The following is a 20972-nucleotide window of genomic DNA, read 5'->3' on the forward strand; positions in this document are numbered from 1 at the left end:
TGCGCCGCTGACAGGCGCAGTCCTTTCTGGCCGAATCTCCCCCTTCTTTTCTGCTTTAAATCGCGCACCGCAATTGTGCGACGCGTCTTTTTGCGCGTTTTTCGGCACCGTGACGGTGCTGTTACAAAATTTAAAACCACAAATTCAATATATCCAACAAAACCCACTTGACTCATCAGAGCCTGCTGAATGTAATGCCCCGACAGTCGTTGGTGCCGTGCATTACGCATAAGTGTCTGAGAGGTATCTGCTTTGATTGAGTCCAAGCCATCTTCCATGCCTACCGTGATTGAAGCTGCCACGCGTGTTCGCGAAGGGGGCCTGACGCCGATACGTTTGACCGAGTTGTGCCTGGCAGCGATCGAAACCCACAATTCCACACTGAATGCATTCGGTGACGTATACACCGATGCCGCGCTCGAACAGGCCGCAGGCATGACGGCCGAACTGCAGCGCGGTGAGCTACGCGGGCCGCTGCACGGCATACCCTTCGGCATCAAGGATCTCTTTTCCACTGCAGGACTACGCACCACGCGGGGGTCGTTGACTGCGCTGGAGTCGGTGCCGGTACAGGATGCACCCATCATCCGTCGCCTCAAAAACGCTGGCGCGATCATTCTCGGCAAGACAGCGACCACCGAGTTCGGCTGGACGGGCTCCAGTACGTCGCGGGTGTTCGGCAACGGACGCAACCCGTGGGCCCCGAGCCTCACCAGCGGCGGCTCCAGCTCCGGTTCGGCCATCGCCGTGGCGGCGCGCATGGTGCCTGCGGCCCTGGGCTCGGACGGCGGCGGCTCGGTGCGCATACCGGGCTCGTTCTGTGGCGCATTTGCCCTCAAAGGCACATTGGGGCGTATTCCCACCTGGCCCTGGTCGGCCACCGAAATGCTCAGTCATGCCGGGCCGATCACCCGAAGCGTGCGCGACAGCGCGTTGCTGTTCGACATTCTGTCGGGCCCCGATCCACTCGATCATCAGGCGCTGCCAGCCCCCGACGAATCCTTTCTGGCCCGTTGCGACCAGCCGCTGAAGCCCTTGCGCATCGGTTTCTGCCCGACGCTGTTCGACACGCCGGTCGATGCGCAAGTCGCTGCAGCGGTTGACGCCGCCGTGGGCAATATCGCCAGGTCGCTGCCCGTTACAGTCAGCACGCTCAAGCCGGACTGGCAGGACCCGCTGGCAACCTTCGAAACCCTGTGGGTCGCCGGGCGCGGTATTGCCTATGGCAAGGCGCTTGCGCAGAAACTGGACCAGCTCGATCCGGGCTTTGCCGATCTGATCACGCGCTCTGCCCAGTACAGCCTGAGTGATTATCTACAGGCCCTGCAACAGCGTGCGGCGTTCGCCAATCACGTGCACGCGCTGTTTGACGATTACGATCTGCTGCTCATGCCCACGCTGCCGATCCTGCCGTTTGCCGCAGACGATGTAGCGCCCGTCGGCTATGCCGGACAGGACGGCGCTGTACCGTGGGCGCGCTGGACGCCGTTCACTTACCCTTTCAACATCACTGGCAACCCGGCCGCCAATCTGCCTTGTGGGCGGAGCGACGCAGGACTGCCGATCGGTCTGCAGGTCGTCGGCCCACGCTTTGCCGATGCCCAGGTGCTGCAGTTCTGTGCTGCGGTAGAGGCCATCGCGGCCTGGGATCAGCACCTGCCACCGGTTTCGGGGCAATAGACATGTCGCTCTTGCACGCAGATCAGCGGCCCAAGGGCCCGGACACTGGAGTCATCACTTTGCAACGGAATGTCACCCCCATGCTCAATCAGCCGCGCCTGGACGAAATCATGCGTCTGCTCGTTCAACAACAGCGGGTCAAGGCGTCGGACCTTGCACAATTGCTGTTCGTCTCCGAAGAGACCATCCGCCGCGACTTCAAACATCTGGAGGAGGAGGGCAGGTTAAGGCGAATTCACGGCGGCGCCATTCTGCCCAGGTCCAGCGAAGAATTACCGCTGCAGGAGCGCAGCAGGCTCAAGCCTCGCGCCAAGGCGGGCATCGCTGTGCGCGCTGCGCAACTGGTCAGCGAAGGCATGGCGATCTTCCTCGACACCGGTACCTCGACGCTGGCGCTGGCCCAGCAACTGACCCGATTCAGCCAGCTGAAGATCATCACCAATTCGCTGGACATCGCCCAGCTGATATCGCACCAGAGCGACAATCAGGTTCTGGTTGCGCCCGGCGACGTGCGACGTACCGACAACGCCTTGATCGGCCCCCACACGCTGGAATTCGCCCGGCAGTTTCACTACGACATTGCCTTCATGGGCATCGGCGGCATTGATCTGGACTTCGGCCTGATGGATTACCAGGAGCCAGAAGCCATGTTGCGCAGAACGCTGGTCAGGCATTGCACGCGCAGTGTGGTGCTGGCCGACGATGGCAAGTTCGGTCATCGCACCTTCATCAACACCCTGCCATTTGCCGCGATCACCACCCTGGTCACCAATCGCGCGCTATCCGACGAGTTTGCGACACGCCTGGAGAACGATCATGTCGATACCCTCTATTCCTGAGCTGATCGAGCCGAGCGCAACTGATCTGGCAGCGTTCGAAGCCTTGTTTCGGCAAAGCTCGGCCATCGGTGCGACACCGGCCGGTGGCCTGCATCGGCTGGCGGCCTCGGTTGAAGACGGTCAGGTACGTGACCTGTTTAATGGCTGGCTCGAAGCGCACGGCTTCGAAGTCCGTATCGATGCGGTGGGCAACCTGTTCGGCCTCATGACCTTTGATCCGGATGCGCCTTATCTGCTCTGCGGTTCGCACCTGGACAGCCAACCGAGTGCCGGGCGTTTCGATGGCGTATACGGCGTGCTTGCCGGCGCCGTGGCGGTGTCCAGTCTGACGCGGCAATTGCTTGAGCGTGGTGAAGTCCCGCGCTGCAATCTGGCGGTCGTCAACTGGACCAACGAGGAGGGCGCGCGCTTTCAGCCGAGCCTGATCGGCAGTGGTGTGTTCACCGGTGCCTTGACGCTGGACAGCGCCTGGGAAAGCCGCGATGGCGACGGTATCCGTCTCAAGGACGCCCTGCAGGCCATCGGTTATCTGGGCAATGATCAGGTTGACTTGAACATTGCCGGGTATGTCGAAATTCATGTCGAGCAGGGCGCTGGCCTGGAAAGCAGCCAGACGGCGATCGGCGTGGTGCGCGAGACCTGGGCCGCCCTGAAACGGCGGGTACGTTTCGACGGCGAACAGAATCACACCGGCCCCACGCCCATGGCCGCGCGCCGGGATGCGTTGCTGGCCGCCGCACACACCATCACTGCGGTGCATGACGAGGCCTTGCAGCACGGCGTGCAGATGCACAGTTCGGTAGGGCGTATCGAGGTCTACCCCAATTCGCCCAACGTGGTGCCGTCGCGGGTATCGCTGCTGATTGAGTACCGCTCCCGCGACGTCGATCTGCTAAGTGCTGCCTCGGAACGCCTGGATGCAACGCTGCGTGCGATCGCTGACAAGACCATGACCGCGTTTGAAGTGGAAAGCAGCGTGCTGCGCTCACCTGCCAGGCTGCATGAAGGGTTCGCTGCACTGGCGCATGACGTAGGCGCCGAGCTGGGTTTGTCGACCACCGACAGCATGACCGTGGCCGGTCACGACGCGATCAGTCTGAACAGGCGCTATCCCGTATGCCTGCTGTTCATCCCCAGCAGTAATGGCGTTTCTCATAACGAGGCCGAATACACCAGCGATCAGGACATGCACAACGGTTTGCGCATGCTGACCGGTCTGTTGCATCGGGCTTGCACCTCGTCCGCTTCATTTGGTTGAGGGGCTGACCATGTCATATGCCGACGACTTGACCACACGCCTGCGCAGCGCATTGGCACATTGCGGGTTCGCGGCAGACGCCGGGATCGAGAACGTTACCCAGGGCGTTGCGTCACCCTCGAGACTGTCGACCGAGTGGGCCGGCTTTCGGGTCAGCAGTGCGCAGGGCGGTTGCTACGCCAAGGTTCTGCATGCCGACATGGCGCCACTGATCGATTTCGACACGGTAGCCCAGGCCAGCGACTGTGCCGGGCTTAGCGCTGCTGCACCGCGTTTACTTGGGGCAGACCAGGCCACTGGCGTGCTGATCTTCGAGGATCTGGGCCCGGACTGGCGAGCTGCGCGGCTCGACGATCTGCTCGCACCCGGCCGGCTTCAGGCACTGTGGGCACTCAAGCGGCAGGTGCATGCCGGGCCGGTGCCTGATGTGGTGCGCTCGCCAATGGCGGACATCGAGCGCCTGCGCGCAGTGTGCGAACGCGACAACGTTGCGCTGCCTGCCGAGCATCAATGGATCGACCGTTGCGTCGACATGGCCTGGCAGGCGCTGCAGAGCCGATCCGTGCAAGCGGTTCCGCTGCACGGCGACGGTGTGTCGAGCAACGTCATGGTGTCCAGCGAAGGTCAGTTGCGTCTGGTGGATTTTGACTACGGTGGCTGCATGGACCCGTGGTACGACGTGGCGATTACCCTCAACGAGCTTTATTCGTTCGAGCGCCAGTGGCGCGAAGGAATCGGCGCGTGGGCCGGGCAATGCCTGGAAATCGACTACGCCGTGTGCCGTCTGTATGCGCTGATCAACGACTGGTACTGGACATTGTGGGGGCTTTGGGCCGGTACCACGTCCTCGCGGCCACTGGAGTTTTCCAAGGTCGGGCAATGGACGCTGCTGCGGTGTCGGCAGTGCGTTCAGGACCCGCGGCTGGAAGGCTGGATGCGTCAGGTTCAGGAGGGTAGAGCATGAAAACGTTAGGGCAGTCGGTCAGTACCCAGGAGCGACAACTGGAAGCCGCCGTGCGCAGCATCGACAGCTGGCAGGGCCGCCGCGTTGACTACGAGCCTGTCAGTGGTGGCATTTCCAACACCAACTGGCGGGTCGAGGTCGAGGGTGCCGACACAGCGTACTTCTTCAAGGTGCCAGGCGTCGGTACAGAGATGTTCATTGATCGTCACACTGCTCACGAGGCCAGTGTGAAAGCTGCGCAAACCGGTTATGGCGCGCCGGTTTTCGCCTTTCTCGAAGCCTTCGGTGTCGAGGTGTTCGAATTCATGGAGGGCTGGCGGGCGTCGTCCAACCATGACTTCCTGCAACGCGACATACGCCACAGTGCCCTGCGCGGGCTCAAGGCGTTCAACGATCAGCCGCTGCTGCAACAGACCAAGACCGTGTTCGACATGATCACCGAGCACCAGAGCCAGGTGGCCGAACTCAAGGGCATCAAGCCTCAGGATGACGACTGGCTGTGCCTGCAATACCAGCGCGCAAAAGCTGCGCTGCAAGCTTCCGGGATCGATCTGGCGCCGTGCATGAACGACACGCTGGCAGGCAATTTCATGCTCAACGCGGATCGCCAGATTCGTCTGGTGGATTTCGAGTACGCCTCCAACAACGACCGCCATTACGAATTGGCGCTGTGGTTCGGCGAGATGTTTTTCAGCGACGACATGGAGCTGGCGCTGATCGAGGACTACTTCGGCCAGGTCAGCGCGCAAACCGTAGCGCGGATCAAGCTCAACAAGGCCTTGGCCGACATCAAATGGTCGACCTGGGCGATGGTGCAGCACGCGGTGTCGCAACTGGACTTCGACTTTTACAAGTACGGCGCCTGGAAACACATGCGGGCGCGCAGCATCATCAATGATTCGCAATGGGAAACCTGGCTGCGGCAGGCCTGAGTCGATCTCGTCCGGCGCGCCTTTGAACATGTAAGGCAAGTATTTCAATAATAAAAAAGTAGCGGGTAACCGCGTGTTTCTTTCACTGCTTGAGTTTTATCCGATCACTTATCCATAGCCAGATCCTGAAATTCAAGGAGCACTCCATGAGTAACGTTCCGTCCCTTTCTACCCCCGGCCGCCTGAAGAATCTGGTGTTTGGCCTGTACTTCTTCGCGCTGCTGATGATGGCGCTGTTTCCGCCGTTTTACCTCAAGGTCAGCGGCAGCAGCGTGCTGGTGCTCGGCATTCCGCTGCCGATCTTCTACTGGATTCTGATCGCGGTGCTCATGGGGCTGGGCCTGTGGATGCTCTACGTGGTCGAGTCGCTGCTGGGTGAAATTCCACAAGAGGGGGACGGGCAATGATCAGTACGACTACGGTTTCGGATCTTTACATCACCTTCGGCCTGATCGGCGTGTTTCTGGCGGGCATGATTGCGGTGCTGTACGCGACGAACCGCAAGAGCGAGAGCTTTTCCGATTACGCGGTGGGTGGTCGCTCTTACGGGCCGTGGTTCATCGCCATGTGCTACACCAACTCCTGGTGGCCGGGCGCAACGTTCACGGCGTTTTTCGCCTTGTCGGTCGGTGGCGCGCTGGGCTTTTACGGCATGGTCTACGCCACGCTGGGCGTAACCGCGATGTACCTGATGGCCAATCGTGCCTGGACCTGGGGCAAGCGCTTCAACCTGACCACCCAACCGGATTTGCTGGGCATGCGCTTCAACAGTCCCGTGGTCAAACGCATTGCTTCGATCATCGGCATCATCTCGGTATTCCCCTGGGTGGTAATGGGGATTCAGGCCCTCGCGACGCTTTTCCAGTTCGCCAGCTTCGGCCGCTGGGGCGTGACCACCTGCCTGCTGGTCGGGGTGGTGGTGATCCTGATTCGTCAGTACTGGACAGTGAGCATGGGCATGCGCGGCCTGATCATGACCGACATGTATCAGGGGTTGATTGCCTATGTGTTGTGCGCCGGGCTGTGCATCTTCCTGCTGTTCGGCGCGCAGGCGTCGTTCAGCAACCTGTCGCAGTTGCCCGCCAGCATGCTGGTGATTCCTGGCGGAGCAGGCAGTACCTACGGGCCGATGTACATGTTCAGCCTGATCTTTACCGGCGTTATCGGCTCGATGTGCTGGCCGATGAGCTTTCAGCGCATCTACACCGCCAGCGGCGTGCGTTCGGTGAAGAAGGGCACGCTGCTGACCATCCTGCTGGTCGGCGGCTTCTACGGCATTCTGATGCTCTTCGCCGCAGCAATCAGCCAGGACCCGAATGTCGCGGCTCATCCGCAACACGGCTGGTTCCTGTCACTGTTCGACATCGGCGGGCCATGGCTGCTTGGCGTGGCAATCATGATCGTGCTGGCGGCCAGCATCGGTCATGTCGACGGCTGCGTTCAGGTGTGCGGCACGCAGTTTGCCAATGACCTGGCGACCTGGAGCAAGCCACGCAGTGATCGCGAGAAGACCATTCTCGCCAAGGTCGGCATGGTGGTGTTCATTGCCGCGGCCTCATTACTGGCCTACCTGACCTTCGACTATGCCCGCCTGCAATTGCTGGCGCAGATTTCCTATCAGGGCATCATCCAGTTGGCCGTGCCGCTGTTCTTCGGCGTGTTCAGTCGTCGTGGCAACAAGCAAGGCGCGATTGCCGGCATGCTGGTGGGGATCGTGATCGCCATCGTACTGACCACGATCTACCCGGATGACATTCCGGCACTGGGTTCGTTGACCAGTGGCATCGTCGGTCTGATTTTTAATGCGGGCATCTTCGTTGCCTGTGCCGTTGCCATCAAACCGAGTGCGGATGAAGTCAGACGCGTCGACGAGTTGTTCGCCATGGCCGCGCCAGCGCGGCGCGGCGTGGGTCCGGTTGTGGCGATGAGCTGATGCCGCCTGCGGCTCAGCGCGTATTGATAAAGTCGATGAAAGCCCTCAGCGGCGAGGGCAGGTAGCGGCGCCCCGGGTAGTACAGATACGGCCCGGTGAAGCGCTGCCACCAGGGTTCGAGTATCGGTTCCAGTGCGCCGCTGTCCAGGTGAGGGCGTAGCCAGTCCTCGAACAGATGAACAACGCCCAGCCCGTCGATGGCGGCCTGCACAGTCAGATCGAACGCTCCGCCTATCCTGACGGTGAGAGGGCCTGTGGGGTCAACCTTGACGGTATCGCCGTCCCGCTCGTATTCCCACAGCGGTATGACCCCGCTGGGGAATTTTCCTCGCAGACAGGCATGCGCGAGCAGATCTCGCGGGTGCTCGGGGCGTCCTCTGGCCTGCAGATAGGCCGGTGACGCAGCCGTCGCAAAACGCTGGAACCTCGGGCCTATGGGCACCGCGATCATGTCCTGCTCCAGGCGTTCGTCGTAGCGAATGCCGGCATCGCATCCGGCTGCAAGCATGTCGACGAAGCTTTCTTCGGTGACCACCTCCAGGCGGATGTCGGGGTAGGTCTGCAGGAACGGTGTGATGATCGAGGGCAGCACCAGCCTGGCGGCGCTGACCGGAACGTTCAGCCTCAGAGTGCCTGACGGGCGATCGCGAAAGTCATTGACCACATCCAGGGCCGACTCCACTTCGCCCAGTGCGGGCACAATACGCTCCATAAGCCTGGCGCCAGCCTCTGTCGGAGCCACGCTGCGAGTGGTGCGATTCAGCAGCCGCACCCCAAGCCGCGCTTCCATGCGGCGAATGGCGTCGCTGAGGCTGGAGGCGGATTTGCCGCTGAGCCGCGCTGCCTCGCGAAAGCCTCTGGCATTGACCACGGCGACGAAGGCCAGCAGGTCCTGAATATCGGTAGTCATTGTCGTGGCCCGGTTGCTCTGTTCAGTGTTCGCTCAGGCGTACAGGTTGTGCCGATTACGCATGATTATCAATACAGTGCTCAGTGCCTATAGTGAGGAACACACATCGAATCAAGGGGCACTAAATGAATCATGCAAACAAGGCAGGTACGTTCCTGTTGGGCAGCCATCGCGTCAACCGCATGGGCTATGGCGCGATGCAACTGGCCGGGCCTGGCGTGTTCGGTCCTGCAAAAGATCCGCAGGGCGCCATCGCGGTATTGCGCGAAGCCCTCGCCCTGGGGGTAAACCATATCGATACCGCAGACTTTTACGGCCCGCATGTCACCAATACGCTGATTCGCGAAGCGCTGCACCCTTACGCGGATGACTTGCTGATCGTCACCAAGGTCGGCGCAGTGCGTGGCGCGGATGCTTCATGGAATCCTGCATCCAGCCCGGCGCAATTGACCGCGGCGGTCCACGACAACCTGAAGAACCTCGGGCTGGAGGTGCTCGATGTGGTCAACTTCCGGGCATGGGGGAGCAGCATTCACCCGCAGAAGGCTCGATCGAGGAACCGTTGACGGTGCTGGCCGAGTTGCAGCGCCAGGGTCTGATCCGTCATCTCGGGGTCAGTAACGTCACTGCCCGGCAAGTCAGGCAGGCGCAGGGGATTGCCGAGATTGTCTGCGTGCAGAATCACTACAACCTTTCGCATCGCCATGACGAGCCGCTGATTGCAGAACTGGGCGAGCAGGGCATTGCGTATGTCCCGTTCTTCCCGATGGGCGGATTTTCACCCCTGCAATCGGAAACCCTGAGCCGAGTAGCCGCTGGGCTGAATGCCTCACCGTTGTGTGTCGCTCTGGCCTGGTTGCTGCAACGTGCGCCCAATATTCTGCTGATTCCGGGCACCTCATCCATCGCTCATTTGCGCGAAAACCTTGCCGCCAGCGAGCTGGTGATTGCGCCGCAATTGCTCGCCGAACTCGATAGTGTTGCTTAGAGGGATAGCTGTTGAGCAACCCGCCTGAATGCTTTCGGGTGGGTCTGTTTTAAAGGCTGCTGCTCAATCAGAGCCTGCCTTCCTCGCGCAACAGTGCGCCGATACGTTCTATTTCCAGCTCGCCCTGAATCAGCGCGGCTTTGCTGGTGTGCACCGAGTAGTAACCTGTGACCAGTTCGTGCGGATGCTTGACTGCCGATCCCAGCACGAAGTGGGTATCACCCTTGGCGACGATGTCGATGGGGCGATCCGATTCCTCGAAAATCACCAGTTCACCCGCGCCGACCTGGCCGCCCGCGTCGAGCTGTCCAGTGTTGACTGCCAGCCAGCCTACGCTATGGCCCGCAGGCGGTGTGTAGCGCCAGTGCTCGCCATCCTTTAGCTGTACTGCCAGATAATTCATACCTTCCGGCGCCGGCAGGCTGCTCTTTGCGCTGCCGTAGCGTCCCAGCAGCACGCTTGCCGGGCCTTGTTGCGCAACCTGCGCTGCCGACAGGTATACGCTCTGTGCCGGACCATTTTCCTGCGCTTCGGGCAGCGCGACCCATAGCTGAAAGCCCCTGACAGCCGAGCCGCTTATCGGCTGGGCGTCATGCCAGACGCCATTGCCGGCGCTCATCCATTCCACACCGCCGCTGAGCAATGTTCCGGATTTGCCGGTGGTGTCCTCATAGGTGAGTTCGCCTTCGATCATGTAGGTCAGCGTTGCGATACCCGAGTGCGGGTGCATGCTGAATCCGGTTTTACCCGGCTCGGAGGTGAAGCCGATTCGATCCAGAAACACGAAAGGCTTCAACACTTGACCCAGATCGCCGGGGCTCACCAGTCGGGTGATCGGCCCACGGGTTCTGCCGGTGGTGCGATGGACGATGGCGCGTGGCCGAATGCTGACGATGCTGTTCATGGCGTTTTCCTCTGGGCCTTGATGCCTGAGCGCAAAGAATAAGCGTCAATGCATTGCTTGATTAGCCGGTATAGTTGGCTTGGACTGATCCATAAATACGAGGAATCCGCGCGTGGCGTTCGATCTCAACGATGTTGCGCTGTTCGTGCAGGTGGTGCGCAGCGGCAGTTTTGCCCAGGCAGCAAGGCACTTGGGCATGCCGTCCAATACGGTCAGTCGCAGGGTTCAGCAACTGGAGATGCAGCTGGACACTCGCCTGTTGCAGCGCTCGACCCGCAAGCTGGTGCTCACTCAGGCTGGAGAGGATTTCTATGGCCGCTGCGTGAGCGCGGTGGACGGGGTGATGGAAGCCGCAGAGCAGCTTGTGTCAGGTCGCGACGAGCCGCGCGGCCTGGTGCGTATTGCAGCGATGGCTGATTTCTTCGACTTTTTCTCGATGGACTGGGTGGCCGGTTTTCTTGCCCGTTATCCGCGCGTTCAACTGGAGTTCGTGCTCAGTGATGATCACGCCGACCTGATCGCTGACCGGCTGGACATCGCCTTTCGCGGCGGCCCCTTGCAGGACTCGGGGTACGTAGGGCGGCAACTGATCGATGAAGGCCATGACACGATGGTCGCCAGTCCGGCTTATATTGCCGCTCATGGCCTGCCTGATTCCCTGCACAGCCTGCACGGTCATTACTGTGTCAGTGCAGCGCATCGCGGTGGCGTCACTGCCTGGCGGTTGCTCGGCCCGGAGGCGAAGATGCATGAGGTGCACATTGCCAGCCGGTTCAATGCCAACACCGCACAGGCGTTGCGCAAGGCGACCCTTGCCGGGCTCGGTATCGCGTTGTTGCCCGCGACGCTGATCCGCTCGGATCTGCGGGATGGTCGACTGGTGCCGGTACTGACGCAGTACCAGCGCACCAGCCATGGTCTGCATGTGCTTTATCCCAGCCGACAGCATCTGCCGCCAGCGGTGTCGGCATTCATTGCGTTGGTGATGGACAAACTCAGGGACAAGGCGTTTCCGGCGCGCTGAACAGCCTTGGCGGCACGCGATACTTGCGCGTTACTTGATTCGTGACGTCATGTAGATCAGCCGAACAGTGGCGACGGTGATCGCTTCGGCGTCGTTCTTGATGTTTTCCAGCTGATTGCTGTCCACATTGCCAATGCCTGAGTTCGATTCGATCAGGCGGGTGAAGTGGTACAGATTCTGGGTCACGTCGTGCAGGTTGCCGTGCAGGCGTTCGACGACGCGGTTGAGCGGGGCGCTGCTCTGACTGTCTGACGTTATGACAGCGGGGACGTTACGTGTAGCGCTGAGGCCGGTGACCACATAGGCAACATCCACTCCGGCATTCGAAATGCTGGACAGATAATCCGCACGGGGGGAGCGGACGCCATTTTCGTAGTTGCCCTGGGCGTTGGTTTCCACGCCACCTATCGCCCCCAGTGCACTCTGCGAAAGCTTGAGGCGCAAACGTTCCTTTTTAAGTCGTGGTCCGATCCCTGTCATCCGTTTGTCCTCGATAAACTGTGCACCGCTACAGTCAGGGTTAACAAGCGTTTCTGGCGTCGACTGATCAGACATCCCTGCTAGGGCGAGGAATTGCGTGTTCGGTCCAATCAGGTACTAACGTACCAGACAGATGGCAGAGTGTACGTAGGAATCCGGAAGGGTGATACATTTTTGTACCGAATTGAACGTTTCGAGCAGCGACGTGCAGGTGGCTGGCACAACGGTTTCAGGCTGAATGAGGCGAAATCGGGAGGTCTTTTACGCAGACCTCCCGATAGATTTCAGAGGCAGCGCGAGGCGCGCTGTGCGGTCCAGCTCGCGGCCGTAGCGGCGATCTTGTCTGCCAGCTGGGCAACCGCTTTCTGGTGGGCCATGATGAGATTTTCCATGCCTTCACCGGCCTGCTCGCGGATCACGCTGCTGCAGGTCAGGCTCTGCCGTTTGCTGCCCGCCGTGGCACCAGCTTCGCGAAGCCCGAGTGTCCACACCACGTCAATGAGTGCGTAATTGCCAGGCATCGACTCGAAGCGCCGCACGTCGGTACGCAGCGACAGCGTTGGCTGATCGCTGTTTTTCGGCAAGCCGGCCATGTCGCGGCTGCCGAAGCGACGCTCCAGTTGCGGGGTCAGCGCATCGTGAAACTCGTCGCCCAGCGGTGATCCCCAGCGTTCGGTGTCCAGAATGGCCAGGCTGCCGTTACCCTGACGAACCACCAGCGGCGGCTGGTCGACCTGCACCGGCATGATGACCGGCAGCATTTCGAACTGGAACGGCATGGGTTTGCTGGCGGCCGTGCTCGTTGCGCTCATCGGCGCGATCAGCGTGTAGTAGTGGGTCTGCGTCGATGTGCAGGCACCCAGGCCCACTGCTGCGGCAAGTACCATCAGTTTCAGGCGCAAGGTCATTGTTTTGGCTCCGGATCAATGGCTCGGGACGAGGACGGGGCGTTGAACGAACGAGGCGCTGCGTCGCCCGTACGGCCGCGAATCAGCGATTCCGGATGGCGGCTGAGGAAGTCGGTGAGGACCCGCACCGAACGCGCGGTACGTTGCACTTCATCCATGGCCTGGCCCAGTTGCTGACGCGCTGGCGAATCTTCGGCGAACGAGTCGTTGGCAGTCCCCAGGGTTTTTTCGGCCTGCTGCAAGGTGCCGCGCATTTGCGGCAACACGCTGCTGTTGACCTGTTTGAGGGTTTTCTGCAACTCGCTGAGGGTGCCGTTGAGGTTGCCCGCCAGCTGGTCGATCGGCAAGTTGCTGAGTTTCTCGACGAATGCCTGCAGTTGCTCCTGCAGCTTGTCGAAGCTGCCCGGTACGGTCGGAATCTCCAGCGGTCGGGCCTTGGCGTTGAACGCCACCTTCGGCGCCTTTGGATCGAACTCCATGGCGATGTACAGCTGGCCAGTCAGCAGGTTGCCGTTACGCACCTGGGCACGCAGACCATTGGCCACGAAAGCACCCAGTACGCGGGCAGACTGTTCTTCTTCATCACCCGAGCCGCCGAGTTCCTTGAGCTTGGACTCGGCCGCCCCCAGGCGCTTGGGATAGATCACTGCGCCAACGATACCGGGGAAGGTCTTGGTGGCCGGATCGTAATCCAGGTCCACCGATACCACCTTGCCGATATTGACCCCGAGGAAGTCAACTGCCGCATTGACCGTCAGCCCGCGAAGCGATTGATTGAAACGCATGCGGATGTAGCGTGGCTCACCATCGGGTGGTGCCATCGCCGCGGTCTGGTCATCGAATATCTTGAATTCTGCGTTCTCGTCCGCCGGCTTCGAGTCCGGGCTCCAGTTCGGCTCGCGAAAGGCGATCCCGCCGGAAATGATCGAGGTCAGCGACTGCGTATTGACCTTGACGCCTGAGGCGCCGACGGTGATGTCGACACCGCTGGCGTTCCAGAAGCGTGTGTCAGTGGTGATGTACTGATCGTTCGGTGCGTTGATGAAAATCTGGATGTCGACGCCGCGGCCGTCCTTGGACAGGTCGTAGGCCACTACCTGACCGACCTGAATGCGTCGGAAGTAGATCGGTGAGCCGATGTCCAGCGAGCCCAGATCGTCGGTGTGCAGGGTGAAGCGCTTGCCTTTTTCACCGAAGGTCACCGGCGGCGGCGTTTCCAGGCCGGTGAAGCTGCTCTTGGTTTCCTCGGCGCTGCCTGCGTCGGCGCCGATGAAGGCGCCCGAAAGCAGCGTGTCTACACCCGAAACCCCGTGTGCGCCGATGCGTGGGCGCACCACCCAGAACTGGCTGTCGACCCGTGTAAACGGTGCGGCGCTGGTGTTCAGCTCGATGTTGGCCAGCACATGGGTGCGGTCCTCACTGAGGCTGATATCCGTGACCATGCCGATGACCACGTTCTTGTATTTGACCTGAGTCTTGTTGGCTTCCAGACCTTCGGCTGTCAGGAAGCTGACCGTGATTCTGGGACCGATGTTCATCCAGTCATGCAAGGCCATGGATATGCCAATGATCGCGGCAACGATCGGCACCAGCCAGATCAGCGAGACACGCAGGCGACGACGTTTGACTTCAGGGCGTGGCACTGAAGCAGGCGGGGGGAGGGTACTGTCAGACATCTTCAACCTCTGCGTCCCAGATAAGCCGGGGATCGAAACTCATGGCGGCGAACATCGTCATCACCACTACCAAGCCAAAAAACAGAATGCCGATTCGTGGCTCGATGGTGCTGAGTTCACGAAACTGGACAAGAGACGCCACAAGGGCCACAACCAGCACATCGAGCATCGACCAGTAACCGATCAGTTCGATGAAGCGATACAGGCGCGCACGCTCGCGCATCGCCCAGGTGCTGCGACGCTGGCAAGTGATCAGCAGCATGCCCAGCACCAGAAACTTGATGCACGGCACCAGAACACTGGCGACGAAAATCAGGATGGCGATGTCCCAGGAGCCGCTTTCGAAAAACTCGATGACGCCGCTCATGATCGTGCTTTCGCTGCGGTTACCCAATAGGTTGGTGTACATCACCGGCAGCACATTGGCCGGGATATAGAAAATCAGGGCGGCAATCAGATAGGCCCAGGTGCGGCTGATGCTGTTGGGTTTGCGTTTGTGCACAGGCGAGTCACAGCGCGGGCAGCGCGTAGCGTCCTCCTGGCAGGCATAACCGCAGGTGTGGCACAGGCAGAGCTTGTGTTCATGGGCGAAGGGGATGCCGTTCATTGCGGCTGCACTCCCAGTTCATCCCACAATCGGCGGATATCCTTGTTGGCGATCAGCAGGATCAGCACCATCAGCATGGCCATGGCCCAGAGACCGACACCGGGGTGTACATCGAGCATCCCGGACAGTTTGATGATGGCCACCAGAATACCGAGCATGCACACCTCGAGCATGCTCCATGGACGCAAGTGCTCCAGCGCACGCATGCAGGTTCTGAAGCCGGGCGCGATAATGCCCTTGTGCGCATGTACCAGCACCCAGAACAGCAGAACGATCTGCAACAGAGGGGCAAAAATGATCGACAGGCCGGCCACCAGGGCAATGATCGTGATCCGCCCTTGAGCGAGCGCTTCAACCGATTGCCAGAGTGTGACCTCGTTGGACAGGCCTTTCATATTGATGCTGATGACCGGAAACAGATTGGCGAAGACGAAAAGCATGGCTGCAGCGATGGTCAGCGCGAGCAGCTGCTCTATGGTCACTCGATGGCCACGACCGAGCAATGCCTCGCAGCGAAGGCAGAATGCCGCCTCGCCGGGCTGCAGCGGATGGGCTTCGTAGAGCGAGTCACAGTGCTCGCAGATGATCAGGCCGGAAGAGTGTTCGATAGGATGCACAGTGCTCATCGACGCCATTGATGCAGAGGTAAGGAGGTAAGAACGCGCAGCACGAAAAGATACCTCGTTAATGGCAGTGTGAAGCGTTTTTTTTTGTACGTTCAGCGCTAGCAGATCGGTACAAATCATTGACCGCCCAGGTGGTGGGTGGTTCACATGTCACTGCGCCATTATTCCACGCGCGGAGAGTGCTGGCGAATCCGGTAGCAGCGACGCCCCCATCTGACGACGAAAGGACATCGCTGCTGCCAGAGTCCTATGGCAAAAGCCTGTCTTATAGCTTGCCGGGTTTGACGCGTTGCTTGAGAAAGCCGAGCAACTGGCGGGCGGATGCAGGCACGTTGTGTTCGTCGAACGTCAGGCAGATTGCCCTGGCGTCATCCTCGATGGTGATTTCGTACTGATTCAGGTCCCGCGCTTCGTCATTGAAAGCACTGCTGGACTGCTTCAGACCGCTATCGCTCACCAACCTCTGCAATTGCTCTGCTTCGGGCTGCTCAAGGGTGGCTGTATCGACCTCACAGCGTTTGACTGCACCTGCAAAACCGCCGGATTGCACTAGACAGACCTTCATTTCAAGCACCTTTTGGTGGTTATGCTTTGCCTATACCTTGAGACCGACCTCTTTCCAGGCCGCCTGCACGGCTTTCTTGGCTTTGGGGCCGAAGCGTGGGTCCGAGGCTACTTTTATGCTGGCCTTGGCACAATCGATGAATTGACTGTCCGAGGCCAGCTCCAGCATCGTTTCATACCAGATTCTGCCCGCCACTTCCCAGGCATTTCCGCCCAGCGCCTTGGCCACCAGCACGAATGCCCGGTTGGGAATGCCCGAGTTGATGTGTACACCGCCGCGATCCTTGGCACCGGTATACAGGTCGGCCATCGTTGCAGGTTGCGGATCATCGCCCAGATCCGGATCGTTGGAATAGGCAGTGCCGGGTTTTTCCATATCGCGAATGCCTCGTCGCGTCGGCGCCGGCACCAGCAACTCCTTGCCCACCACCCAGTCCGACTCGGCGGCGCTGGTGCCTTGTTTCCACTGGCGCACCAGCATGCCGAACACGTCGGCAAAATGCTCGTTCAAGGCCCCGGATTGCCCGCGGTAGTCCAGATTCGAGGTGAAACTCTGCACGCCGTGGGTCAGTTCATGACCGATCACTTCAAGGCTGCCGGTAAAGCGCTTGAAGACCAGGTCATCACCGTCGCCGTAAGCCATCTGGCTGCCATTCCAATAGGCGTTGCTCAACGGTACGTGATCGCCGTTGAAATCCACTTCGGCGACGTGCACGGTCGAGACCAGCGACATGCCGCTGTCGTCCAGCGAGTTGCGTTCGAACAGTTGCGCATAGAAATCGTAGACGTCGCCTGAGCCATCGTAGGCTTCATCGGTTGCCTTGTCGCCCGTCGCTGCCTGGCCTTCCTTGCGCACCACGGCGCCGGGCAGATCGTCAGTGCCCTTGGCATCATGAATCACGCGATGCTTTCGTCCGTCTGGCGATTTGATCGCGTGCATGGATGGCATGGTTCGCGCAGAGAGGCGGGACGCGAGAAACGCCGAGCTACTCGTCAGGTTGGCGATGGCCCGGGCGCTGACCAGATTCTTGGGGGATTGCGCCATACGCTCGAGCATGTAAGGCGGAATGAAGCAATGCAGGGGATTTCGGTCGTCGCACATGATGAACTCCTGTACTAATGCATCGATGGCGGCAAGCCACCGATCAACATGGTCGCAGTCGTGTGACACTTCATGTCGCGTTTATATGCAACGAAATATCTGATTACATGATCGACGGTTGCCGCCAAACCTGCCTGATGTGGCGATAGCCCCGTATTGTCGGTACTTCACGTCATTGCAGAGGCAGTGCGACACCTCGACACAGGTGATCAACGGGCCGCGCGGCAATGTTAGACTCGCGCCACTTCAGACGAGGAGCAGACCTACGTGCGCAAGACGGTAATGATGATAGCGGTACTGGCTCTGGCCGGATGCGATGGAGGCGGGCCCGCCAGGGATAAAGTCCAGGGGACGGCAGCGACTGCTCCGGTCTCTACGCCGCAGTGGTTCATTCAGATGAACTCGCGGGAGGCGGTCAGCGATTCCAGCGCCTGGTTGCTCGAGCGCAGTTATGCCCCGATCATCGTGGACGTGGACGGTAAGCAGCAGGTATTGATAGGGCCTTATGAAAGCCAGGCCAAGGCCGAGGAAGAGCGCGTGGCGTTACAGGCGAAGGTGACCAAGTCGCACCGTTTTGCCGAGCCTTCGGTGGTGCAGCACACCCGCTAAGGGCGTTCGCCAGGTTTACATCTGCTTCATCACGCTTTACTGCAACGGCATTGCGGGCCGGTAACCTGACCCGCAATGCCGTCAATCAGTCGATCAACGACGACCCAGCAGCAGGCCAACTACCAGGCCAAAGCCGGCAGAAATAGCCACGGTCTGCCATGGATGACCACCGATGTAGGTTTCGGTCGCTTCGACAACCGGCTTGGTACGGTCGCGAACACTGGCCATCGAGTCCAGTGCCTGCTTGAGTTTGACGCTCAACTGCGCGCGCAATGTCTCTGCTTCTTCGCCAACCAGTGCAGCGCTTTCTTTGAGCAGTTTGTCGGATTCTTCGATCAGTGCCTGCAGGTCACTGAATGCTTGATCCTTGATTTGATCGGCAGCTTGTTGAGCAGGGGTCTTACGAGCCATGGGTGTATTCCTTTCAAGTGGTGGCAACAGTGTTCAATGGAGTCTCGCGCATCCTGAAAAGTTGCAATTGCTTGAATGACCCGACGCAAGACTCTGCAAGCAATGCCCCTTACGGGTGTAAGATGCAGCCGTTTTTAGCCGTAGGTGACTGTGATGAGTTTCAATCTGGCCAATCGGCCGCTCCCTGAACGTACCGCTCTGGAAGACGAAAAATCCCGTCTGTTCGAACTGTGGCAGAGCAATCTGGGCAAGGCCAAGGGCGAGGCGGCACGCTTGATGGGCGAGCGCGCCAAACGCAAGGGCAAGTGGTCTGAATGGGTTCGTTCCGAGCTGGACACCATGAGTCCCCCGGAATACGCCAACATGGTCCGCAGTGAAGTGAATCGTCTGATGGCGGCGAGCAGGTAGCAGCCCGACAGCGACCCGACAATCCGGCGCTGATCGTTCTTCACGTGTAGCGTGAGGGCGTCCTGGTGAGGGTGTCTTGCCTTCCTGATCCGTAAGGCCTTTTGAGAACGTTGATGGCCCAAGCCAGTGCAAGATTCACCCAGGGCAGCGTAGCGCGCCATATCGTCGTCACCGCCAGTGCCAGCGCCTTGAGCCTGTTCGCCGTCTTTCTGGTCGACATTCTCACGCTGGTCTATGTGTCGATGCTGCATGACCCCGTGCTTCTGGCGGCGGTCGGCATTGCCAAGGTCCTGATGTTTTTCAACGGCGCGCTGGCGACCGGCCTGATCATCGCCGGGGCCTCGGTGCTTTCCGCGCGCATCGGCCATCGGGCGGCCAGGTCGATACCCAGGCTCACCGGCAGTCTGATGCTCATGGTGATTACGGTCAGCGGTCTGGCCGCCGCCGCGCAGTTGACGTTCATCGTGCCGATCACAAGATGGCTGGGTGCCGAGGCGGCCACTTACGAGGCAGCGCGCAGTTTTATCTGGTTGACCCTGCCTTTTACCGCGTTGCAGGCGGTGATGCAGATGTCGGCGCAGATGCTCAGAACCATTGGTGACAACCGCCGGGCGATGGGCGTCGTGCTGTCCGCTGCCGCCACGCTGGCGGTGGCGGACCCGTTTTTCATCTTTGCACTCGGCCTGGGGCTCGACGGTGCAGGGATCGCCTTCGCTGTGTCTGCAGCAGTTTCCGCTTCCATCGGGCTGTACTGGGTGCGCAGCCGAATAGGCATAGTGTTCACGCGCAATCTGAAACTGTTGCGCCTGCATGCGCGGCATACCTTCAGGCTGGCGCTTCCGGCGATGGCGGCAAATCTGGCGACGCCGGTCGGTTTGGCTTATCTTGTCGCCTCGCTTTCGGCATTTGGCACCTCGGCTCTGGCCGCCATGACAGTGCTGGATCGGGTCATACAGTTTTCCTACTGCGCCTTTTTTGCCCTGCCTGGCGCGCTGGCTCCGGTGCTGGGTCAGAACATTGGTGCGAGCCGCGATGATCGTGTGCGATCTGCGGTCGTTTTTACCCGGCGGCTGGTGGTCTGTTACGGGCTGGCCGTGTGGCTGGTGCTGCTGCTCTGTGGTGGCATGATTGCCGACCTCTACCAGTTGGGTGACGAAGCCCGTGCCGTGTTCATGGCCTTTTGCTTGTGGGGCGGTGGCCTCTGGGTTCTGATAGGCCTGGATTTCGTCGCCATCGCGGTATTCCTGACCATGAACAGGTCGTGGTGGGTCGCGGTATTTGCCTGGCTCAGGGCAACGGCGGGTACAGTGCCGTTCGTCTTCGCCGGGACCCACTGGTTCGGCAGCAGCGGCGCCTTGCCCGGCATGTTTACCGGCAATGCGCTCATCGCGCTGATCTCCATCACCACGGCGTCGCTGACGGCGAAACGGTTTTTTACCAGCAGGGCCCCGGTCATGAGCATCGGGGCACATTGAATCAAGGCGTTATCAGGTTTTTATGGTCATCGAAGAATCAGGGAATGAATCCGCAGAAACGGCCCCACCCAAGCGTCGCCGCGCGCCCAAGGGAGACATGCGCAGAAAGGCCTTGCTGGATGCCGCTACCGTCGTTTTTGCCAGAGACGGCTATTCGAGTGCGTCGATGCGCGAGGTTGCACTGCTTGCCGGTATCACTACGGTAGGGTTGCTGCACCATTTTCCCAACAAGGAAGCCTTGCTCGCCGCCTTGCTGGAGCGCAGGGACCAGCGGGTCACCTCGCGCTTTCAGGATCTGGTCACCGAGCCGACGCTTGAAGGGTTTCTGAAGTTTCTCAAGCTGAGCATGAGTTTCAGTATCGAGAATGCCGAGGAGTGTCAGGCAGCGCTGCTGATGAATACCGAGAGCCTGTCGAAGGCGCACCCGGCATGGGCCTGGCACCTTGAGCGATTCCAGCTGACCCACGAACACGCACGCAGCCATTTGCAGGCGTTGATAGAAGCGGGGGAAGTGCGCGGCGATATCAATGTCAAAGCCCTGGCCCAGGAGATCTTCTCGGTCATGGACGGCTTGCAGATTCAGTGGCTGCGAAGCCCCCGCGACGTGGATGTCATGGCGGTTTTCGATATCTACGTGCAGCGATTGGGAAGGGATATCAAGGCTCATCCATGAG

At 60.2% G+C, this 20972-nt stretch carries 22 protein-coding genes and 1 pseudogene; 13 read left to right on the top strand and 10 right to left on the bottom strand.

Going from position 1 to position 20972, the window contains the following annotated elements; genetic code table 11:
* Positions 1 to 276 precede the first annotated feature (276 nt).
* The 7 genes from KBY08_RS14135 (at position 277) to KBY08_RS14165 (ending at position 7606) form a co-directional block, all read left to right on the top strand.
* Positions 277 to 1680 (top strand): amidase, encoded by a 1404-nt coding sequence (locus tag KBY08_RS14135; protein WP_111522314.1) that lies wholly within the window; start codon positions 277 to 279, stop codon positions 1678 to 1680.
* Between the two features lie 80 nt (positions 1681 to 1760).
* A complete protein-coding gene (locus KBY08_RS14140) occupies positions 1761 to 2519 on the top strand; it encodes a DeoR/GlpR family DNA-binding transcription regulator (protein ID WP_024639596.1) in 759 nt (252 codons plus the stop codon).
* The gene (locus KBY08_RS14145) at positions 2497 to 3777 is read left to right on the top strand and encodes a M20 family metallo-hydrolase (protein ID WP_111522313.1); all 1281 of its coding nucleotides are present in this window, start codon (positions 2497 to 2499) and stop codon (positions 3775 to 3777) included. The genes KBY08_RS14140 and KBY08_RS14145 overlap by 23 nt, the downstream gene beginning before the upstream one ends.
* A 10-nt stretch (positions 3778 to 3787) precedes the next feature.
* Entirely contained in the window at positions 3788 to 4741 is a 954-nt protein-coding gene (locus KBY08_RS14150; protein ID WP_024639594.1) for a phosphotransferase family protein, read from the top strand.
* Positions 4738 to 5673, top strand: a complete 936-nt coding sequence (locus KBY08_RS14155; RefSeq protein ID WP_003400536.1) for a choline kinase family protein — start codon at positions 4738 to 4740, stop codon at positions 5671 to 5673. Before KBY08_RS14150 ends, KBY08_RS14155 begins: the two co-directional genes overlap by 4 nt.
* A gap of 146 nt (positions 5674 to 5819) precedes the next feature.
* Complete coding sequence (locus KBY08_RS14160; RefSeq protein ID WP_003364607.1) at positions 5820 to 6080, top strand: hypothetical protein; 261 nt, start codon at positions 5820 to 5822, stop codon at positions 6078 to 6080.
* Complete coding sequence (locus KBY08_RS14165; RefSeq protein WP_054091918.1) at positions 6077 to 7606, top strand: sodium:solute symporter family protein; 1530 nt, start codon at positions 6077 to 6079, stop codon at positions 7604 to 7606. Before KBY08_RS14160 ends, KBY08_RS14165 begins: the two co-directional genes overlap by 4 nt.
* 13 nt (positions 7607 to 7619) lie before the next feature.
* Here KBY08_RS14165 and KBY08_RS14170 read toward each other — a convergent pair whose 3' ends face one another.
* Positions 7620 to 8516, bottom strand: a complete 897-nt coding sequence (locus KBY08_RS14170; protein WP_011268178.1) for a LysR family transcriptional regulator — start codon at positions 8514 to 8516, stop codon at positions 7620 to 7622.
* A gap of 125 nt (positions 8517 to 8641) precedes the next feature.
* Between KBY08_RS14170 and KBY08_RS14175 the strand changes: the two are divergent.
* Positions 8642 to 9504, top strand: a pseudogene (locus KBY08_RS14175) (aldo/keto reductase family oxidoreductase).
* A gap of 67 nt (positions 9505 to 9571) precedes the next feature.
* Here the strand turns inward: KBY08_RS14175 and KBY08_RS14180 are convergent.
* Complete coding sequence (locus tag KBY08_RS14180; RefSeq protein WP_024660003.1) at positions 9572 to 10408, bottom strand: pirin family protein; 837 nt, start codon at positions 10406 to 10408, stop codon at positions 9572 to 9574.
* A 112-nt stretch (positions 10409 to 10520) separates the two neighbouring features.
* On the opposite strand from KBY08_RS14180, the gene KBY08_RS14185 reads away from it, so the two are divergent.
* Positions 10521 to 11432 (top strand): LysR family transcriptional regulator, encoded by a 912-nt coding sequence (locus KBY08_RS14185; protein ID WP_003400544.1) that lies wholly within the window; start codon positions 10521 to 10523, stop codon positions 11430 to 11432.
* Between the two features lie 30 nt (positions 11433 to 11462).
* Here KBY08_RS14185 and KBY08_RS14190 read toward each other — a convergent pair whose 3' ends face one another.
* The 7 genes from KBY08_RS14190 to KBY08_RS14220 all read right to left on the bottom strand — a co-directional run bounded on the left by KBY08_RS14190 (position 11463) and on the right by KBY08_RS14220 (position 17395).
* Positions 11463 to 11912: a helix-turn-helix domain-containing protein gene (locus KBY08_RS14190; RefSeq protein WP_011268175.1), complete on the bottom strand. Its 450-nt coding sequence runs from the start codon at positions 11910 to 11912 to the stop codon at positions 11463 to 11465.
* 284 nt (positions 11913 to 12196) lie between these two features.
* The gene (locus KBY08_RS14195; RefSeq protein WP_011268174.1) at positions 12197 to 12820 is read right to left on the bottom strand and encodes a membrane integrity-associated transporter subunit PqiC; all 624 of its coding nucleotides are present in this window, start codon (positions 12818 to 12820) and stop codon (positions 12197 to 12199) included.
* On the bottom strand, positions 12817 to 14496 hold the full coding sequence (locus tag KBY08_RS14200; protein WP_003400549.1) for an intermembrane transport protein PqiB: 1680 nt from the start codon (positions 14494 to 14496) through the stop codon (positions 12817 to 12819). The genes KBY08_RS14195 and KBY08_RS14200 overlap by 4 nt, the downstream gene beginning before the upstream one ends.
* Positions 14489 to 15103 (bottom strand): paraquat-inducible protein A, encoded by a 615-nt coding sequence (locus KBY08_RS14205; RefSeq protein WP_003315385.1) that lies wholly within the window; start codon positions 15101 to 15103, stop codon positions 14489 to 14491. Before KBY08_RS14205 ends, KBY08_RS14200 begins: the two co-directional genes overlap by 8 nt.
* Positions 15100 to 15729, bottom strand: a complete 630-nt coding sequence (locus tag KBY08_RS14210) for a paraquat-inducible protein A (protein WP_003400553.1) — start codon at positions 15727 to 15729, stop codon at positions 15100 to 15102. The genes KBY08_RS14205 and KBY08_RS14210 overlap by 4 nt, the downstream gene beginning before the upstream one ends.
* Positions 15730 to 15994: 265 nt before the next feature.
* Positions 15995 to 16294 (bottom strand): protealysin inhibitor emfourin, encoded by a 300-nt coding sequence (locus tag KBY08_RS14215; protein ID WP_003400556.1) that lies wholly within the window; start codon positions 16292 to 16294, stop codon positions 15995 to 15997.
* A 30-nt stretch (positions 16295 to 16324) separates the two neighbouring features.
* Complete coding sequence (locus KBY08_RS14220) at positions 16325 to 17395, bottom strand: M4 family metallopeptidase (protein ID WP_003400558.1); 1071 nt, start codon at positions 17393 to 17395, stop codon at positions 16325 to 16327.
* Positions 17396 to 17662: 267 nt separating this feature from the next.
* On the opposite strand from KBY08_RS14220, the gene KBY08_RS14225 reads away from it, so the two are divergent.
* Positions 17663 to 18004 (top strand): hypothetical protein, encoded by a 342-nt coding sequence (locus tag KBY08_RS14225; RefSeq protein WP_003319121.1) that lies wholly within the window; start codon positions 17663 to 17665, stop codon positions 18002 to 18004.
* Positions 18005 to 18097: 93 nt separating this feature from the next.
* Here the strand turns inward: KBY08_RS14225 and KBY08_RS14230 are convergent, their stop codons facing one another.
* Positions 18098 to 18415, bottom strand: coding sequence for a DUF883 family protein (locus KBY08_RS14230; protein ID WP_003400563.1), 318 nt, complete (start codon positions 18413 to 18415; stop codon positions 18098 to 18100).
* A 153-nt stretch (positions 18416 to 18568) separates the two neighbouring features.
* On the opposite strand from KBY08_RS14230, the gene KBY08_RS14235 reads away from it, so the two are divergent.
* From KBY08_RS14235 to KBY08_RS14245, 3 genes are all read left to right on the top strand, one after another.
* Positions 18569 to 18823: a hypothetical protein gene (locus KBY08_RS14235; protein ID WP_003315380.1), complete on the top strand. Its 255-nt coding sequence runs from the start codon at positions 18569 to 18571 to the stop codon at positions 18821 to 18823.
* A gap of 113 nt (positions 18824 to 18936) precedes the next feature.
* Positions 18937 to 20298, top strand: a complete 1362-nt coding sequence (locus KBY08_RS14240; RefSeq protein ID WP_011268172.1) for an MATE family efflux transporter — start codon at positions 18937 to 18939, stop codon at positions 20296 to 20298.
* A 22-nt stretch (positions 20299 to 20320) separates the two neighbouring features.
* On the top strand, positions 20321 to 20971 hold the full coding sequence (locus tag KBY08_RS14245) for a TetR/AcrR family transcriptional regulator (RefSeq protein WP_011268171.1): 651 nt from the start codon (positions 20321 to 20323) through the stop codon (positions 20969 to 20971).
* Position 20972: the final 1 nt, after the last annotated feature.

The organism is Pseudomonas sp. P135, assembly GCF_020312125.1.
Taxonomy (GTDB): Bacteria; Pseudomonadota; Gammaproteobacteria; order Pseudomonadales; family Pseudomonadaceae; genus Aquipseudomonas; species Aquipseudomonas fragariae.

Coding starts and splice junctions, on each gene's coding strand:
- KBY08_RS14135 (WP_111522314.1), top strand. CDS start 277: ATGCCTACCGTGATTGAAGCTGCCACGCGTGTTCGCGAAGGGGGCCTG.
- KBY08_RS14140 (WP_024639596.1), top strand. CDS start 1,761: ATGCTCAATCAGCCGCGCCTGGACGAAATCATGCGTCTGCTCGTTCAA.
- KBY08_RS14145 (WP_111522313.1), top strand. CDS start 2,497: ATGTCGATACCCTCTATTCCTGAGCTGATCGAGCCGAGCGCAACTGAT.
- KBY08_RS14150 (WP_024639594.1), top strand. CDS start 3,788: ATGTCATATGCCGACGACTTGACCACACGCCTGCGCAGCGCATTGGCA.
- KBY08_RS14155 (WP_003400536.1), top strand. CDS start 4,738: ATGAAAACGTTAGGGCAGTCGGTCAGTACCCAGGAGCGACAACTGGAA.
- KBY08_RS14160 (WP_003364607.1), top strand. CDS start 5,820: ATGAGTAACGTTCCGTCCCTTTCTACCCCCGGCCGCCTGAAGAATCTG.
- KBY08_RS14165 (WP_054091918.1), top strand. CDS start 6,077: ATGATCAGTACGACTACGGTTTCGGATCTTTACATCACCTTCGGCCTG.
- KBY08_RS14170 (WP_011268178.1), bottom strand. CDS start 8,516: ATGACTACCGATATTCAGGACCTGCTGGCCTTCGTCGCCGTGGTCAAT.
- KBY08_RS14180 (WP_024660003.1), bottom strand. CDS start 10,408: ATGAACAGCATCGTCAGCATTCGGCCACGCGCCATCGTCCATCGCACC.
- KBY08_RS14190 (WP_011268175.1), bottom strand. CDS start 11,912: ATGACAGGGATCGGACCACGACTTAAAAAGGAACGTTTGCGCCTCAAG.
- KBY08_RS14195 (WP_011268174.1), bottom strand. CDS start 12,820: ATGACCTTGCGCCTGAAACTGATGGTACTTGCCGCAGCAGTGGGCCTG.
- KBY08_RS14200 (WP_003400549.1), bottom strand. CDS start 14,496: ATGTCTGACAGTACCCTCCCCCCGCCTGCTTCAGTGCCACGCCCTGAA.
- KBY08_RS14205 (WP_003315385.1), bottom strand. CDS start 15,103: ATGAACGGCATCCCCTTCGCCCATGAACACAAGCTCTGCCTGTGCCAC.
- KBY08_RS14210 (WP_003400553.1), bottom strand. CDS start 15,729: ATGAGCACTGTGCATCCTATCGAACACTCTTCCGGCCTGATCATCTGC.
- KBY08_RS14215 (WP_003400556.1), bottom strand. CDS start 16,294: ATGAAGGTCTGTCTAGTGCAATCCGGCGGTTTTGCAGGTGCAGTCAAA.
- KBY08_RS14220 (WP_003400558.1), bottom strand. CDS start 17,395: ATGTGCGACGACCGAAATCCCCTGCATTGCTTCATTCCGCCTTACATG.
- KBY08_RS14230 (WP_003400563.1), bottom strand. CDS start 18,415: ATGGCTCGTAAGACCCCTGCTCAACAAGCTGCCGATCAAATCAAGGAT.
- KBY08_RS14235 (WP_003315380.1), top strand. CDS start 18,569: ATGAGTTTCAATCTGGCCAATCGGCCGCTCCCTGAACGTACCGCTCTG.
- KBY08_RS14240 (WP_011268172.1), top strand. CDS start 18,937: ATGGCCCAAGCCAGTGCAAGATTCACCCAGGGCAGCGTAGCGCGCCAT.
- KBY08_RS14245 (WP_011268171.1), top strand. CDS start 20,321: ATGGTCATCGAAGAATCAGGGAATGAATCCGCAGAAACGGCCCCACCC.